The sequence below is a fragment of the Pedobacter sp. WC2423 genome (assembly GCF_040822065.1).
GTDB lineage: Bacteria > Bacteroidota > Bacteroidia > Sphingobacteriales > Sphingobacteriaceae > Pedobacter.
In genome coordinates this window covers 3,979,076-3,996,205 of the sequence record NZ_CP162005.1, presented here as the reverse complement: position 1 = coordinate 3,996,205, position 17,130 = coordinate 3,979,076, and the positions used below count along the sequence as shown (strand labels likewise).

At 39.3% G+C, this 17,130-nt stretch carries 15 protein-coding genes; 13 read left to right on the top strand and 2 right to left on the bottom strand.

What is annotated here, in order from left to right; translation table 11 throughout:
• The first annotated feature begins 1 nt into the window (after window position 1).
• From gltX to AB3G38_RS16555, 8 genes are all read left to right on the top strand, one after another.
• Entirely contained in the window at window positions 2-1,510 is a 1,509-nt protein-coding gene (gene gltX / locus AB3G38_RS16590; protein ID WP_367864953.1) for a glutamate--tRNA ligase, read from the top strand.
• Window positions 1,511-1,581: 71 nt separating this feature from the next.
• Window positions 1,582-2,424, top strand: a complete 843-nt coding sequence (locus tag AB3G38_RS16585) for a neutral zinc metallopeptidase (RefSeq protein WP_367864952.1) — start codon at window positions 1,582-1,584, stop codon at window positions 2,422-2,424.
• 20 nt (window positions 2,425-2,444) lie between these two features.
• A complete protein-coding gene (locus tag AB3G38_RS16580; RefSeq protein ID WP_367864951.1) occupies window positions 2,445-3,569 on the top strand; it encodes an ATP-binding protein in 1,125 nt (374 codons plus the stop codon).
• 15 nt (window positions 3,570-3,584) lie between these two features.
• Window positions 3,585-7,178: a response regulator gene (locus AB3G38_RS16575; RefSeq protein WP_367864950.1), complete on the top strand. Its 3,594-nt coding sequence runs from the start codon at window positions 3,585-3,587 to the stop codon at window positions 7,176-7,178.
• Between the two features lie 21 nt (window positions 7,179-7,199).
• Window positions 7,200-7,571: a two-component system response regulator gene (locus AB3G38_RS16570; protein ID WP_183869206.1), complete on the top strand. Its 372-nt coding sequence runs from the start codon at window positions 7,200-7,202 to the stop codon at window positions 7,569-7,571.
• Complete coding sequence (locus AB3G38_RS16565) at window positions 7,572-8,399, top strand: protein-glutamate O-methyltransferase CheR (protein WP_367864949.1); 828 nt, start codon at window positions 7,572-7,574, stop codon at window positions 8,397-8,399.
• Window positions 8,399-8,962 (top strand): chemotaxis protein CheB, encoded by a 564-nt coding sequence (locus AB3G38_RS16560; RefSeq protein WP_367864948.1) that lies wholly within the window; start codon window positions 8,399-8,401, stop codon window positions 8,960-8,962. The genes AB3G38_RS16565 and AB3G38_RS16560 overlap by 1 nt, the downstream gene beginning before the upstream one ends.
• Window positions 8,963-8,975: 13 nt before the next feature.
• Window positions 8,976-9,344, top strand: coding sequence for a response regulator (locus AB3G38_RS16555; RefSeq protein ID WP_183869204.1), 369 nt, complete (start codon window positions 8,976-8,978; stop codon window positions 9,342-9,344).
• A 65-nt stretch (window positions 9,345-9,409) separates the two neighbouring features.
• Here AB3G38_RS16555 and AB3G38_RS16550 read toward each other — a convergent pair whose 3' ends face one another.
• Window positions 9,410-11,101, bottom strand: a complete 1,692-nt coding sequence (locus AB3G38_RS16550) for a Zn-dependent hydrolase (protein WP_367864947.1) — start codon at window positions 11,099-11,101, stop codon at window positions 9,410-9,412.
• 116 nt (window positions 11,102-11,217) lie between these two features.
• Between AB3G38_RS16550 and AB3G38_RS16545 the strand changes: the two genes are divergently transcribed.
• Window positions 11,218-12,048 (top strand): N-acetylmuramoyl-L-alanine amidase, encoded by an 831-nt coding sequence (locus AB3G38_RS16545; protein ID WP_367868772.1) that lies wholly within the window; start codon window positions 11,218-11,220, stop codon window positions 12,046-12,048.
• Between the two features lie 61 nt (window positions 12,049-12,109).
• On the opposite strand, the gene AB3G38_RS16540 is transcribed toward AB3G38_RS16545, so the two are convergent.
• Entirely contained in the window at window positions 12,110-13,771 is a 1,662-nt protein-coding gene (locus tag AB3G38_RS16540; RefSeq protein ID WP_367864946.1) for a glutamine--tRNA ligase/YqeY domain fusion protein, read from the bottom strand.
• Window positions 13,772-13,850: 79 nt separating this feature from the next.
• Between AB3G38_RS16540 and AB3G38_RS16535 the strand changes: the two genes are divergently transcribed.
• From AB3G38_RS16535 to AB3G38_RS16520, 4 genes are all read left to right on the top strand, one after another.
• Entirely contained in the window at window positions 13,851-14,270 is a 420-nt protein-coding gene (locus AB3G38_RS16535; protein WP_068404829.1) for a cobalamin B12-binding domain-containing protein, read from the top strand.
• 3 nt (window positions 14,271-14,273) lie between these two features.
• Entirely contained in the window at window positions 14,274-15,056 is a 783-nt protein-coding gene (locus tag AB3G38_RS16530; protein WP_367864945.1) for an enoyl-CoA hydratase/isomerase family protein, read from the top strand.
• A gap of 167 nt (window positions 15,057-15,223) precedes the next feature.
• Window positions 15,224-16,630 (top strand): sigma-54-dependent transcriptional regulator, encoded by a 1,407-nt coding sequence (locus tag AB3G38_RS16525; protein ID WP_367864944.1) that lies wholly within the window; start codon window positions 15,224-15,226, stop codon window positions 16,628-16,630.
• Between the two features lie 217 nt (window positions 16,631-16,847).
• On the top strand, window positions 16,848-17,114 hold the full coding sequence (locus tag AB3G38_RS16520; protein ID WP_367864943.1) for a YtxH domain-containing protein: 267 nt from the start codon (window positions 16,848-16,850) through the stop codon (window positions 17,112-17,114).
• Window positions 17,115-17,130 lie beyond the last annotated feature (16 nt).

The following is a 17,130-nucleotide window of genomic DNA, read 5'->3' as shown; positions in this document are numbered from 1 at the left end:
TATGGAAAAGAAAGTTAGAGTAAGATTTGCGCCCAGTCCGACAGGGGGCCTTCATTTAGGCGGTGTACGCACGGCTTTATTTAATTATTTATTCGCCAAAAAACACAAGGGTACATTTGTATTGCGTGTAGAGGATACGGATCAGACCCGTTTTGTAGCCGGAGCAGAGGAATATATTGCTTCATGCCTGGCCTGGTGTGGCATTCTTCCTGATGAAAGTCCGCAGGTTGGTGGTGAATTTGCACCTTACCGTCAGAGTGAACGTAAACCAACTTACAAGCAGTATGCTGATCAGTTAATTGCTGATGGGTTTGCTTATTATGCTTTTGATACTCCTGAAGAATTAGATGCCAAACGTAAAGAGATTCCTAATTTTCTATACGGTCTGTCTTCCAGAATGGGGATGAGAAATTCGTTAACCCTTTCTGAGCAGGAGGTTGATGTCCTTTTGAAAAATAATACGCCACATGTTGTCCGCATCAAAATGCCGGCAGATGAGCAGGTGTCTTTTATAGATATGATTCGCGGACTGGTTACTTTTGAAACCAATCTGGTTGATGATAAAGTGCTTTTAAAAGCGGATGGAATGCCTACGTATCATCTGGCTGTGGTCGCTGATGATAAAGCGATGAAAATCAGCCACATTTTCAGAGGCGAAGAATGGTTGCCTTCAGCACCAGTTCATATTTTATTATGGAAATACCTGGGCTGGGAAGATGAAATGCCAAACTGGGCACATTTACCGCTGATTTTAAAACCAGATGGAAACGGTAAGTTAAGTAAACGTGATGGTGACCGTTTAGGTTTCCCTGTTTATGCACAGAACTGGACAGACCCTAAAACCGGAGACGTGACCAGAGGTTTCAAAGAACTGGGTTTTATGCCTGAAGCTTTTGTAAACTTACTGGCGATGTTAGGCTGGAATGATGGAACAGATCAGGAGCTTTTCACTATGGATGAGCTGATTGAGAAGTTTTCTGTCGAAAGAATCAGTAAAGCAGGGGCTAAATTTGACTTTGAAAAGGCTAAATGGTATAATCATGAATGGATTAAGCAGACTGATGCTGCCGATTTGCTGGATATAGTTAAACAGGAGTTTGCTGCCAGAGAAATCATTTTGACGGATGATAATTTTGTTCTGAAAGTGATTGGACTGATCAAAGACAGATGTAATTTGTTAACTGATTTTGTTGCACAAAGTGAGTATTTCTTTAACGCGCCAGCTTCGTATGATCTGCCTGCGGTACAAAGTAAATGGTCGGCTGAGAAGGCGGCTTTCTTTACGGCATATATTCCGATGCTTGAGGATGGATCAACAGCTTTGGTACTGGAAGATAAATTCAAAGCTTTAGCGGCAGAACATAACCTGAAACCAGGAGAATTAATGCTGCCATTCCGGATTATGCTGGTTGGCGGAAAATTTGGCCCTGGTGTTTTTGATATTGCAGTAACTTTGGGTGCTAAAAATACAGAAAGCCGTATTTTAGCAGCCCTGGCGGCTTTTGCATAAGCTGAGGGATTATTTAAATTCAGCGCAACAATTGACCTTAATATTTGTTATAACTGATTAACGCAAAAAATATGAAATGGTTCGGTAAGGGTAGTGATAATGTAGAAGATGCAAGAGGTTCCTCTGGTGGGAAAACGTTGTTAGGTGGTGGTATTGGCCTGATTGTCGTGCTTGTGGGCATGTTTTTTGGTACTGACCTTACCGGCCTGGTTTCTCAGCTGCCTTTGGGCGAAACTCAGCAGACTGAAGTTAAAAAAGGATCAAATACTGATCCTGAACTGAAATTTGTAAGTGGTGTACTGGAATCTACAGAACAGGTCTGGGATGAAGAATTCAGCAAAATGGGTAAAACTTATGAGCACCCTAAACTTACGGTATTTAATGGAAGTGTAGAGTCTGCTTGTGGTCGTGCAGATGCTGCGGTAGGCCCCTTTTATTGCCCCGGAGACCATAAAGTATATATTGACCTTAGTTTCTATACAGAACTGAAAGATCGCTTTGGTGCGGCAGGAGATTTCGCACAGGCTTATGTGGTAGCGCATGAAGTAGGCCATCATGTACAAAACTTATTAGGAATATCTGAGAAACTGGAACGCGCACGAGGATCGTTATCCAAAACGGAATATAATAAGCTTTCTGTCAAGCTGGAATTACAGGCCGACTTTTTTGCTGGTTTGTGGGCTAATCATGCCAAAAAACTTAAGGATTTTGAATTAGATCCCGGAGATTTAGAGGAGGCACTGACTGCTGCAAATGCAATTGGTGATGATAAACTGCAACAACAATCCAGCGGACAGGTTGTTCCGGATGCTTTTACGCACGGGACTTCTGCGCAAAGAATGTATTGGTTCAAAAAAGGATTTGATACCGGAGATATAAACCAGGGAGATACCTTTACCAGTAATCAGCTTTAAATTATTATTTATTCATCATAATGATCCTAATTGTAGACGATACACCAGAGAATCTGATCTCGCTAAAAAAAGTTCTCGAAAGACACAATTTTGAAGTCGATACAGCTTCCTCAGGAGAAGAGGCTTTGAAAAAAGTGCTTAAAACGGCTTACGTATTAATCATATTAGATGTTCAGATGCCTGGGATGGATGGTTTTGAAGTTGCAGAAGCCATTGCAGGATACAGTAAGGCGAAAGAAACGGCTATTATCTTTTTATCAGCCGCAAATACTGAACTCAGCTTTATCACTAAAGGTTATTCTTCTGGCGGCCTGGATTATATTACCAAGCCTGTAGATATCAATATTCTGCTTTTAAAGGTAAAAACCTTTTACAGAATCTATGAACAAAGCAGAAAACTCATAGAGATTCAGAAAACGCTGCTTGAAGAAATAGAATTCAGAAAAAGAGCAGAAAGAAAAAAAGATGAATTTATCAGTATTGCCAGTCATGAGTTAAAGACCCCTTTAACCAGTGTAAAGGGATATGTGCAATTATTGGAAAGAAGTGTCGACAAGGGAGATATTCCAACGGTAAAAAAGCATTTAAAGAAAGCTCAGTTGCAACTGGATAAGCTGAGTGACCTGATTGCTGATTTGCTTGATATTTCTAAAATTGAAAGCGGAAAACTGAAGTTTAATAAACAATACTTCAATCTGAATACTTTGCTGGATAACATTTTAGAAGTAATCCATCAATCTAATCCTGAATTTACCATTATAAAAAATGGACATGTCCCTGGTGAAATCTTTGCAGATGAAATGCGGATTGAGCAGGTGGTGGTGAATTTTCTGACCAATGCCATTAAATATGCTCCTGGAACAACAGAAGTCCATATTAATGTGACAGTAGCAGATGACCGGGTAACGGTAGCGGTGAGAGATTTCGGAATTGGTATTGAGCCAGAGCAGCAAAAGAATGTCTTTGATAAATTTTACCGGGTAGAGGAAACATCTATCCATTTCCAGGGCTTAGGAATTGGTTTATATATTTCTGCCGAAATTATCGGCAGACATGGCGGCACAGTAGGTGTAAATAGTATTTTAGGAGAGGGATCTGAATTTTACTTCAATATTCCTTTAATTTCAACAACAGAGACAGCTTAAAAATATTTCCTTTTTATGATCAAAAAAACATTAAAAAAAAACCTGCGTTTTGGATTGGGTTTATCTTTATTATTGCTTTTTATCAGTTCGTTTGCTTCCTATTTAAGTATCAGTCACCTGATTAAAAACTCAGATCTGGTATCTCATAGTAATGCTGTAATCAGGCATACAGATAGTGTTTTATCGGTTTTAAAAGATGCAGAAACTGGACAACGGGGATTTTTGCTTACAGGTGATGAAGTGTTTCTTGATCCCTATAAAGGTGCTAAAGCCGAAGCGGTACTTTTACTGGATACCTTACAGCGTCAAACTACAGATAATTCTGCACAGCAGGTCAATATCAATAAATTAAGAGAAATTATTGAAGGCCGTTTAGGTATACTTGAAAAAACTATTGCCATTAAAAAGAAAGGTGGATCCGTAAGCATAGGCGACCTGCTTACCGGTAAAGCCTATATGGATAAAGCCAGGGATGTAATTAAAGCTATGCAGGCTGAAGAACAGAGTTTACTGGCCAGACGTACTGCAAGTCAGAGTAAACTGGCTGATTTTACGCCAGTCTTAATCATTTTGGCAGCATTACTGGCCATTTTAATTACTATCTTCTTTTACCGCAGAGTTTCAACAGATTTCGATGCAAGAATCGGGTTACAGCAAGAACTGGAAGAAACCAATAGAGAAGTTGAGCGCAGGATTCAGGCGATTCAGGAAATAGCTGCTCAGATTTCCAGTGGAAATTATCAGATCAGGCTGGATGAAGCCTCAGAAGATGGTTTAGGAAGATTGGCAGTCTCGCTGAACTCGATGGCAGAATCTTTACAATACTCTTTCTCTTTACTGGCTGACAAAGAATGGCTGCAATCTGGTATTGCAAACCTGAACGATAAAATGGTTGGCGAGAAAAATATAGAAACGCTGGCCAATGATATTTTAGAAAACATTATTCAGCATACCAGTGCACAAGTAGCAGCATTTTATCTTTTAGAAGGAGACCGGGAGCTGCATATGGCAGGAAGTTATGCCTTATTAGCAGATCAGGGAAAGCAAACCCTGAAAGAAGGAGAAGGGCTGGTTGGTCAGGTACTGAAATCCGGTAAGCAGATTTTGCTGAACGATATTCCTGACGGAGAGCTTACCATCAGTTATGCAGCTGGGAATACAAAACCTAAAAATATTGTTGCAGTACCTGTAATCAGGGATAATGTGATCGTTGGAGTTATGGAGTTTGGCTCTTTAAATAAATTTAGTCAATTGCAGCTGGACTTTTTCAATAATATTGCGACCAATATAGGAGTAGCCGTTCATGTGGCCCAGAACCGTAAGAAATTGCAGGAATTCCTGGAAGAAACGCAGGCGCAGGCAGAAGAATTACAAGCACAGCATAGCGAGCTGGAAGGCCTGAATGCGGAATTAGAAGCGCAAACTCAAAAGATACAAACTTCTGAAGAAGAACTTCGCGTACAACAGGAAGAGCTTTTACAAAGCAACCAGGAACTCGAAGAAAGAACAACCTTGCTGGAAGAGAAAAATCAGATGATCCATGAACATAATGTGGAGATTCAACAGAAATCTGAGCAACTGGAACAAAGCACGAAATATAAGTCAGAATTCCTGGCCAATATGTCTCATGAGTTACGAACACCTTTAAATTCGATCTTGCTGCTCTCTAAACTGATGTCTGATAATGAGGAGCTGGATCCGGAATATATAGAATATGCTGAAGTTATTCAGAGTTCGGGACAAGGTTTATTAGGCTTGATTGATGAGATTCTTGACCTCTCTAAAATTGAGGCAGGGAAAATGAAATTAGAACTGGCAGATATCAGTCTGAATGAGGTGTGTTCAGATATGCGTTCTTTATTCAATCCGATAGCTAAAAACAAACAACTGGAATTTAAGATTGAGCAACATGGTGAGCTCTCCACACTTTACACCGATAAGATGCGTCTGGAACAAATTCTAAAGAATTTACTATCCAATGCAATTAAGTTTACAGCTAAGGGAAGTGTATCCTTGAATATTTATAGTGATCAGGCAAATAATGCAATGATCTTCAAAGTAACTGATACTGGAATTGGTATTCCTGCGGCTAAACAGGGACTGGTCTTTGAAGCTTTTCAGCAAGCCGACGGGTCAACCAGAAGGAAGTTTGGCGGAACGGGGCTTGGGCTTTCGATCAGCAGAGAACTGGCTAAATTATTAGGTGGTGAAATAGAATTGACGAGTGCAGAAAATACGGGTAGTACGTTCACCCTTATTTTGCCTATAGATGGTATTGCAGCTGAACTCGAAGAAGAAATCCATGCAACTTATGATTACAGTGATACAGAGGTTATTGAAACAGAAGGAACAGCATTGGCTGAACGCTACACAGTAGATCATATCCCGCAGGAAATTGAAGATGACCGTGGAACCATTGTCAAAGGAGACAAGATTATCTTGATTATTGAAGATGATACTTCTTTTGCCAAAGCACTATTAAACTTTACCCGCAAAAGAAATTATAAGGGAATAGTTGCTGTTAGGGGAGATATTGGTATTGAACTGGCAAATCACTTTATGCCACTGGCAATTCTGCTGGATATACAACTACCAGTGAAAGATGGCTGGCAGGTAATGGAAGAGCTGAAAGCGAATCCGAAAACAAGACCGATTCCTGTACATATCATGTCTTCTTTGGAAGTTAAAAAGGAAAGCCTGCTAAAAGGAGCAGTTGATTTTATCAATAAGCCGGTTGCATTGGAACATATGCAGCAGATTTTCCAAAAGCTGGAACATGCTTTAAGCCGTCACCCTAAAAAGGTGTTGATTGTGGAAGAAAATCAGCAACATGCAAAAGCATTAAGCTACTTTTTAAGTAATCATGCCATACAAACCGAAGTCGTAAATAATGTTGCAGAGGGAGTTGATGCATTGCAGCGTAAAGAAGTAGATTGTGTGATCCTGGATATGGGCATCCCGGATAAGAATGCTTACCTGACACTGGAAACAATTAAAAAGAGTGAAGGATTAGAGAATCTTCCTATCATTATTTTTACCGGTAAAAACCTGTCTCAGGGAGAAGAACGCAGAATTAAGCAATATGCAGATTCTATTGTCGTAAAAACGGCACATTCTTATCAGCGTATTCTGGATGAAGCTGGGCTTTTCCTGCATTTGGTAGAAGAAAAAGCAATCGAAAGCAAAACAAAGAAATCGACTGAAACGCTGGGTGGCTTATATGAAGTGCTGCACAATAAAACCGTATTGATTGCCGATGACGATGTCAGGAACATTTTTTCTCTGACTAAGGCACTGGAACAACATAAGATGAAGGTATTAGCCGCTACTGATGGAAAAGAGGCACTACAGCTGCTTAAAGAGAATCCATCGGTGGATCTTGTGCTCATGGACATGATGATGCCGGAAATGGACGGATATGAGAGCACTAAGGAGATCAGGAAAATAAGTACGTTTAAACAATTACCTATTCTGGCTGTTACCGCGAAAGCAATGATGGGAGATAGAGAAAAATGTATCGCTGCCGGTGCATCTGACTATATCTCCAAGCCGGTCGATGTAGATCAGCTGATTTCATTATTGCGGGTATGGCTTTATGATAAAAACTAATAAACTACCATGTTTTAAGGTATGGAAAAGAAGAGAAAAGTATTAATAATAGATGACGATAACAGGAATATCTTTGCCTTAAAGGCAGTGTTAAAATCTAAAGGTTATCAATGCGTTTCGGCAATTGGTGGTGAAGAAGGTTTACAATTGCTGGAAGAACAAAAAGATATTGCAGTAGTATTAATGGATATGATGATGCCTGGAATGGATGGTTATGAAGCCATGGCAATCATGAGTAAAGATCCTGAATTAAAAGAAATTCCTGTTATTGCGGTTACTGCGCAGGCAATGCTTGGAGATAAAGAACGCTGCCTGAATGCAGGTGCAGTTGGTTATGTGTCCAAGCCTATTAACGTAGATAGCTTAACCGATTTATTAGTTAAATATATTTAAATGAGCCAGGAATTATCTGTAATTACTGACGAGCAGGTCGAAATCTTGCTGGCAGATTTGCTGGAACATTACGGATATGATTTTACAGGTTATTCCAAAGCATCTATTAAAAGGAGAATATTCAGGTTATATTCTCTGGATAAGCAGGTAAGTTTTGCGGAGTTCCGGTATACTATAAATAATGATACCACTTATTTTAAACGATTTGTAGAGCAGATTACGGTCAATGTGACCGAAATGTTCAGGGACCCGGGTTTTTTCAGGGCATTAAGAGATGTTGTGCTTCCTAAGCTTGGAACTTATCCCTTTATAAGAATCTGGCTGGCTGGTTGTTCAACTGGAGAAGAAGCCTATTCTATTTCGATTATCCTGAAGGAATTGAACCTCTTGCATAAATCTTTAATTTATGCAACTGATTTGAACCCTGTTGTTTTGGAAAAGGCTGCGCAGGGGATGTTTGCGATGAGCCAGATGAAACAATATTCGGAAAATTATATCTTATCTGGCGGTGCAAAAGATTTTTCCAGTTACTACACTGCAAACTATTCTCTGGCAAAGTTCAGTGATGATTTAAAAAGCAGGCTGATTTTTTCTACACATAATTTGGTTTCTGATCACTCTTTTAATGAATTTCAGCTAATTTTGTGTCGTAATGTCCTGATTTACTTTGACCGGGATTTACAGCATAAGGTTTTAAATCTTTTTGATGAAAGCCTGGAAGGTCTTGGTTATCTTGCTTTAGGAAGTAAAGAAACACTGGATTTTTCCCCGCTCTCTAAAAATTATAAGCGGGTTCCCGCAGAAAAAATCTGGAGAAAAGTAAGTTAATGAAAGCTTGTGAAGCATTAATTATAGGAGGCTCTGCCGGAAGCCTGGATGTACTGCTGAAAGTACTGCCAGGACTTAGCAACGCGCTTAGTTTTCCTATTATTATCATAGTTCACAGAAAAAATGGGGCAGACTCGCTACTGCCAGAATTACTTTCAGGGCGAACCAGTCTGATTGTGAAAGAAATCGATGAAAAAGAACCTATTGTGGCGGGTACAATTTATGTCGCACCTTCAGATTACCATACGCTGATAGAAAAAGACAAGAGTTTTTCACTCGATTATTCAGAAAAAATAAATTATTCCCGTCCGGCAATAGATGTAACATTTCAAACAGCCGCGGAAGTTTACAAAACTAAATTAGTGTGTTTATTGCTCTCTGGATCTAATTCAGACGGGGTAAATGGATTAATCAGCGTAAAAGCATGGGGTGGAATTACCGCGATTCAGGACCCGGCTACAGCGCAGGTTTCTTACATGCCGCAGCAAGCAGCGATCCATGCTAAAATAGATTACATTTTACGCATTGAAGATATGACAGAATTCATAAATTTGTTGTCCTAATCTATACTCTTAAATGGCCGAGCAAAAAAAAGTATTCATTTTTGACGATAATACCGACATACTTGAATTATGTACCTTTATTCTGGAAGACGCTGGTTATGAAATCAAAACCTCATCTACCTCGAATAATATCATAGAACAGGTTATGGCCTATATTCCGGATATTATCTTTATGGATAACTGGTTACCTGACGTGGGTGGTATTGATGCCACCAGAGCGTTAAAAAGTGATGAAAAACTAAAGAATATACCCGTTATCTATTTTTCTGCCAACAATGATGTAATGTCTCTGGCAGATGAAGCAGGTGCGGATGGTTATTTGTCTAAACCTTTCGATATTCAGGAACTGGAAAATATCATTTTGAAACACCTTCCTTCCTAAACTTCTTTAAAAGAAAATGCCGTCATACTCATTTTGAATATGACGGCATTTTTATGCAGGGTTATTTATTTTACACCCAATACATCAACTCCCTGCTCGAATACGACATCAACCGGGATTCCTTTTTTACTTAACCTGTCTAAATCTGCCTGCAGTTCGGGACTGATTACCGCATAGGTTTTCTGTACTTTCTCTACCGCAGCCTTATCTCCATTACCTTGCAGGGTAAGGATGACGTTGCTCAGGTCATTCATTGCAGTCTGGAATTTGGTGAAATCTACTTTATAGGTTCCGTTTGCTGTTCTTACAAATGCACCTTTCTCTTTGAAAAAGTTGAAACACTGCATGTTTGCTTTACCGTGTGCACTTGACGCGCCAAATCTTACTGAACGAAGCAGACCAGCCATAAATGTGGTATAATAAGTTTTAATATCACCTGTTAACTCACCTTTCTTCAGCAGGCCTGTAACCATGTAAAGACCTAATATATCTGCTTTTCCTTCTTCCAGCCATCCAGATTGCTCTTTAAGGGCTTCTTTTACGAAACCTTTACCGGTAACTGTGTTCTTGATACCCAGGCCATGTGCTACTTCATGAAACATTACATTGGCAAAGAATGAATCAAAATTGATGTATTGCTGCTGATCTTTATCAATCAGTTCAGCTGCAATCGGGACCAGGATCTTATCGAATTTAGCCTTCATTGCATTTTTCAATTGCGATCTGCGTGTACCTTTTTTCTGCTGAATTACCTCATCATTCGGTAAATTAACCGCGATCGTTTTAGAGCCTGAATTACAGTCACCAGCATAATAAACGACATCATAAGCGTTTAATTCTGAATCTGTACCTGGTTTTTCTTTTTTATATTTTTCAGCTACAGGCAGCCCTTTTTGTAATTCCGGCAGCATACTTACATATTTTGCCAGGCGTTTGCTCCACACTTTATCCTTTACTAAAACATAAGCTTCGTAAGAGGTACGCGCATTGAACATTTTGTCTTCGTAATTCTCAATAGGGCCGATAATGATATCCAGGATATTGGTTTTCATATCTAACCAGGCATAATCACTTGCATTAAAATTATCATTCATCAGGGCATCTGCTCTAAGGTTCAGGTATTTTTTGAAACCTGCATCCTCAGTCATTAATGCCGCTTGTTTTAATAAGCTCGAAGCTCTTTGAAGCTCTGATGCATAGAGAACATGGTAAGGAACGCTGATCAGTTTTCCACTTGAATCCTTTTGAATCACCGAATATGCGTTGAATTTATCTTTTAAGGCAGATTTTTCCAGATCCGCTTTAGTCATGCCGGCAGGATAAAAGGAAGCACCTTCTGGTTTAGCTCCAATGCCTGCAATAAATGGTTTATCACCATTCAGTCTGTCCCATGGGCCATAATTTATTTTGATAAACTCTTTGGTTTTTTCATCTTTCAGCGTTGCAAGCAGGCTGTCCCGCTGCGGATAAGCTTGTTTCCAGAACAATTCATCCATAATCTGGGCTGCCTGAATCAGCAGAGGAAGTATTTTTCGCTCATTCGCACTCAGTACATTCAGATTAGTCGTTAATTTAACCGTTTCATAAATATCCAGTCTGTTGTGTACATATTCCTGTAAACTGTCTTTGACTGCATTTGGTTTATCTGTTGTTGTCGTTGTAGCGGTCTTGGTTCCCGATGTGTTAGTACAGGATCCTATGCCTGCAATGATCGAGCATCCTGCTAAAAATAAGGCTGCTTTGGTAGTTTTGTTCATGGTAATTTTTTATAACGCAACTAAATTAGGAAAAATAATAAGCCGGGCATAAACATTAGTGTATTCTAACGCATTTATGTAAATATTAGTAATTTCACCGTTTATAATTACCTATGATGAGACAAATCTTTTTAAGTAAAAACATTTTACTGTTAAGTATCCCCCTGTTTTTCCTTGCGGCCTGTTCAACGAACAAGTACGCAGCAACAAATAAGATCTATAAGACCCAGGCTAAAGGGTTTGGCGATATGCTGACAGCCATGCCTCCGGTAAATCAGAATATTGAGACGCTTCCGGCTGATCAGCAGTCATTTGTAGGATCTGTGAATTTTGGTATCCGTAAGCCTAATTTTATTATTATACACCATACAGCGATGACCTCTACAGAGGGAACAATCAGGGCTTTTATCAAGAAGGAAACACAAACCAGTGCACATTACATTGTTGGAAGAGACGGCAAAGTAGTACAAATGGTGAATGATTACCTCCGTGCAAACCATGCTGGTGTTGCTAAATGGGGAAATGAATCTGATCTGAACTCTTGTTCTTTAGGGATCGAACTGGATAACAATGGAAATGAACCCTATTCTGAGGCACAAATGAACAGCCTGATTGCGCTGTTAACCTCGCTGAAGAAAAAATATAATATACCAGCTTCAAATATTATCGGACATTCGGATATTGCACCTAAGCGTAAAATTGATCCTAATAAATTCCCATGGAAACAGCTTGCTGACCGGGGTTTTGGTTTATGGTACGATGATGTGCTTCAAATTCCTCCTGTCGAATTTGATCCGGCCATCGCCCTGCGTATTATTGGTTATGATGTAAGTAACCTGCCAGCGGCAATTGTGGCTTTTAAACGTCATTTTGTACAGGCAGACATCACGCCGGTATTATCTGATAGCGATAAAATGATCTTATATAATCTTTATCAGAAGTACTAACGGTCTTTTTGGACATAAAAAACCCCTGAAACTGGTAAAGGTCAGGGGTTTTTTAATGAAATTATTTCTTTGCTTTCGCCCAGGCATCTTTCAAACCAACAGTTTGATTGAAGACCAGGCGATCTGCTGTTGAATCTTTATCCAGGCAATAGTATCCTTTACGGATAAACTGATATCTTGATTCCAGATCAGCACCTGCCAGATAAGGTTCTATATAAGCTTCTTTGATAACTTTCACGCTGTCAGGATGCAGGTAGTCTTTGAAATCACCTTCTTCGCTATCAGGAGACTCTACCGAAAATAAACGGTCATAAACTCTGATCTCAGCAGTTTTAGCATGTTTCGTACTTACCCAGTGAATTGTTCCTTTCACATGGATTTCGCTGGTATCTTCACCACTTTTGGATTCAGGGATGTAAGTACAGTGAATTTCAGTAACGTTTCCATCTGCATCTTTTTTGAAATCTTCACATTTCACAATGTAAGCGTTTTTCAACCTTACCATTGCTCCGGGAGCTAATCTGAACCATTTTTTAGCAGGTTCTTCCATGAAATCTTCCCGTTCGATCCAAAGTTCATTACTGAAAGGAATCTCTCTTAAGCCACCTTTATCTTCAGCTTCAGGGTTATTCTCTCCAATAAGAATCTCTTCTTTACCTTCAGGATAGTTTGTAATCACTAATTTAATAGGATCAAGAACTGCCATTACACGGTTTGCTGTTTTATTTAAGTGCTCACGCACACAGAATTCCAATAAGCTCAGTTCAATCAGGTTTTCTCTTTTCGCAATTCCGATTCTTTCACAGAATTCACGGATACTTTCTGGTGTATAACCTCTTCTTCTAAGCCCGCTGATTGTAGGCATGCGCGGATCATCCCATCCGGTCACTACTCCATCATTCACTAATTGTAACAGCTTACGTTTACTCATTACTGTATAAGTAAGGTTTAAACGTGCAAACTCGTACTGGTGTGAAGGGAAGATGCCCAGTTGTGCAATAAACCAATCATATAACTCACGGTGAGAAACATATTCAAGTGTACAGATAGAGTGTGTAATTTGCTCAATACTGTCACTCTGGCCATGTGCAAAGTCGTACATCGGGTAAATACACCATTTGTTGCCTGTACGGTGATGTGCTGCATGTTTGATACGGTAAATAATCGGATCACGCATCAGCATGTTAGGGCTTGACATATCAATTTTAGCACGCAGAATACAAGCTCCGTCTTCCAGTTCACCAGCTTTCATGCTGCTGAATAAAGCCAGGTTTTCTTCCACACTGCGGCTGCGGTATGGACTGTCAGTACCTGGTTCTGTTGGCGTACCTTTCAGGGCCGCAATTTCTTCAGCAGTACCATGATCTACATAAGCAAGACCATTTTCTATTAACTTAACGGCAAAATCATATAGGGTATCAAAATAATCTGAAGTATATAATTCATGTTTCCATTCAAAACCTAACCACCTGATGTCTGCCTGCTGGCTGTCTACATATTCGGTTTTTTCGGTCACAGGATTTGTATCATCAAACCTCAGGTTGGTATAACCACCGTATTTTTGGGTTAATCCGAAATTCAGGCAGATAGCCTTAGCATGACCGATATGTAAATATCCATTAGGTTCAGGTGGAAAACGTGTTACTAAAGTTTTGTACTTTCCACTATTTAAATCGTTTTCAATGATCTCTTCAATAAAGTTCAATGATCTTTCCTCACTCATAAAAACTGTAAATTTATATTCAAAGTTAATATAAAAGAGCTAATTTACTTACATTTACGATGGATTATCGGTATAATTTATGAGCAAAACATTAAATAGGCCAATTCGGATTTTAGTGGCCAAAGTTGGCCTTGACGGTCATGACCGCGGAGCGAAAGTGATCGCAACATCTTTGCGTGATGCTGGTATGGAAGTGATTTATACCGGGTTACGGCAAACACCTGAAATGGTGGTCAACACTGCATTGCAGGAAGATGTGGATGCGATCGGTGTTTCTATCCTATCTGGCGCACATATGACAGTTTTTCCTAAAATTGTGGAGTTCATGAAACAAAAGAAGCTAACCAATGTATTATTAACTGGTGGCGGGATCATCCCCGAATCAGATATGGAAAAACTCAAAGAGATTGGAGTAGGAGAATTATTTGCACCGGGAACAACAATGGTGACCATCGTCGATTATATCCGTGACTGGGCTAACGAAAACAGAAATTTTTAAAATATGAGCTATCAGAATATACTATCAGAGGTTAAAGCAAATATACTTTACGTTACGATTAACCGTGAATCCAAATTGAATGCCCTGAATAAGGAAACACTGGCCGAACTGGCAGATGTAATTGCTTTTGCATCCAGAACAGAAGAGGTGAGAGGCGTACTTTTAACTGGCGCTGGTGAGAAAGCATTTGTTGCCGGAGCTGATATTTCAGAATTCTCAGCCTATACTACAGAGCAGGGGGAGGATTTAGCCAGAAGTGGACAAGTCAATGTTTTTGATGCGATAGAAAATAGTAAAAAGCCTTTTGTAGCTGCAATTAATGGCTTCGCTTTAGGCGGGGGATTAGAGTTGGCAATGGCCTGTCATATTCGTATAGCTGCAGATACGGCCAAAATGGGGCTGCCTGAAGTTACTTTAGGCTTGATTCCTGGTTATGGCGGAACACAAAGATTAACCAGGCTTGTAGGAAAAGGAAGAGCTACTGAAATGATTACTACAGCTGATATGATTACTGCGGAAAGGGCAGAGAAAATAGGGTTGGTGAATCACGTAGTACCTCTTGCAGAGCTGACCGGCAAAGCTGAAGAAATCCTCAATAAAATTAAACAACGTGCACCTCTTGCTATTGCAGCGGCAATAAATGCTGTGAATGCAGCTGTAAATGAGGGATTAAACGGTTTTGAGGTCGAAATTGAGGAGTTCGGTAAATGCTTTGGTACACAAGACTTTAAAGAAGGTACAGGAGCCTTTCTGGAAAAAAGGCGCGCAGATTTCAAAGGGCGTTAACTCACTCGTTATAAATGGTTTAAATTTTGCGGAAAGGCACGCTGGAGCGTTTCCGTGGATAAGTATGCAATTAAGGGGAATATGAATATATAAGTGTAGAAAATATTTCCCATATAAAATATTTCTTTATATTTATCATCGAATAAGTTTAGAATTTGTTGCCAGATATGAAAAGGATACTAATAGTAGATGATGAAATTAATATAGGTTTATTACTGTCAAAATTCTTAACCAGAAATGGGTTTAGTGTGAATACTGCGACCAGTGGCGTTTCTGCACAAGACTATCTGAGTAAGGATCAGTATGATCTTGTTTTATGTGACTACAGGCTGGAGGATACTGATGGAAAGGAAATGCTCATTAAAATTAAAGAGAATTATCCACAGACCGGCGTGATTATTATTACTGGCTATTCGGATATCAAACTTGCTGTTGAACTGATTAAATTAGGGGCTTACGATTATATTACGAAGCCTTTATATCCGGATGAAATCTTAAATACTATAAATAAAGCTATTGATACACAGATAGCATTAAATGATACTACGGCCGAGGGTATAAGATCTGAAGTACAAAAAGCCAAAACGTCAAAGCCTGTTTATAACCAGGTAGAAAATTTTGTGGCCGGACAGAGCCAGGCTTCAAAGGAGTTGTTAAAGCAGATTCAATTGGTAGCCCCAACATCATATAGTGTAATTTTAACTGGTGAAAGTGGTACTGGAAAAGAGTCTGTAGCAAAAGCTATTCACTTAAACAGTCCAAGAAGAGACAACCCTTTTGTGGCTATGGATTGTGGTTCTTTAACAAAAGAACTGGCAGGAAGTGAGTTTTTTGGACATGAAAAAGGTTCTTTTACTGGTGCATTGAACACGAAAATAGGCCATTTTGAAATGGCAAATGGCGGAACGCTTTTTCTGGATGAAGTAGGAAATTTATCTTATGATTTACAGGCTGCTTTACTGAGAACTGTTCAGGAAAGAAAAATTAAGCGTATCGGTAGCACAAAAGAGATTGATCTTGATGTCCGTATTATTGTGGCAACGAATGAAAATCTGGCTACAGCGATCCAGCGAGGTCGTTTCAGAGAAGATTTATACCACCGTTTTAATGAATTCGCAATTAACCTTCCGCCATTGAGCATGAGGGGAAAAGATATTATGATTTTTGCGAAGACTTTTCTTGACTTCGCCAATGAGGAGCTGGGCAGAAATGTGCTGGGCTTTTCTAAGGATGTGGAAGAGTGTTTTCTGAGCTATAACTGGCCTGGAAATGTGAGGGAACTCAAAAATGTAGTTCGCAGAGCAACATTACTAACAGAATCTGATGAAATTCAGCTTAAAGCACTTCCGCTGGAAATTTCTACAGATGCCAAGGTAACTGCTATTGAAAATACAATTCACAGAAACCATGAGAAGTCCAGGGACTTGAAAAATGCAGCTTCAGAGGCTGAATACGAAGCGATATTGAAAGTACTTCGTGAGGTGAACTTTAACAAGACAAAGGCTGCAAAGATCTTAAATATAGACAGGAAGACTCTTTACAATAAAATGAAGGCGATTAACCTGGATACCTAACCCCACTCTAATCTTCGTATTAACTTAATAAAGGACGGTGTTGTACATTGTTTCCTCAGGCTCATGTTTTATACCAGGTTTGAAAGATTTCTATGCTGTTAAATTCTCAGAAAATATTAAAACAATTCCCGGTGCTAAAGAGTTATAAGAAACAATACCACCTAATTATCAATTACATCGCTACAAAATCAATTATTAAACATAAAAAATTAAAGTCATGAACGATAACTCAAAAGTATTAATTGGATTATTAACAGGTTTGGCTGCAGGTGCAGCGTTAGGTTTGCTGTTTGCGCCTGAAAAAGGTAGTGAAACTCGTGACCGTTTAAATCAGTCATTAAAAGAGCTGGGTGATGCATTAAAAGAGAGAGCAGCAGATGAAATTGATCATTTAACTGGTCTGAAAGATAAAGTAGTAAGTTCTGTAAAGAATAAGCTGCATGAAGCTGAAGAAGAATTTGTAGATGATGCGGAACACGCTTAAACAATATTCTTAATAA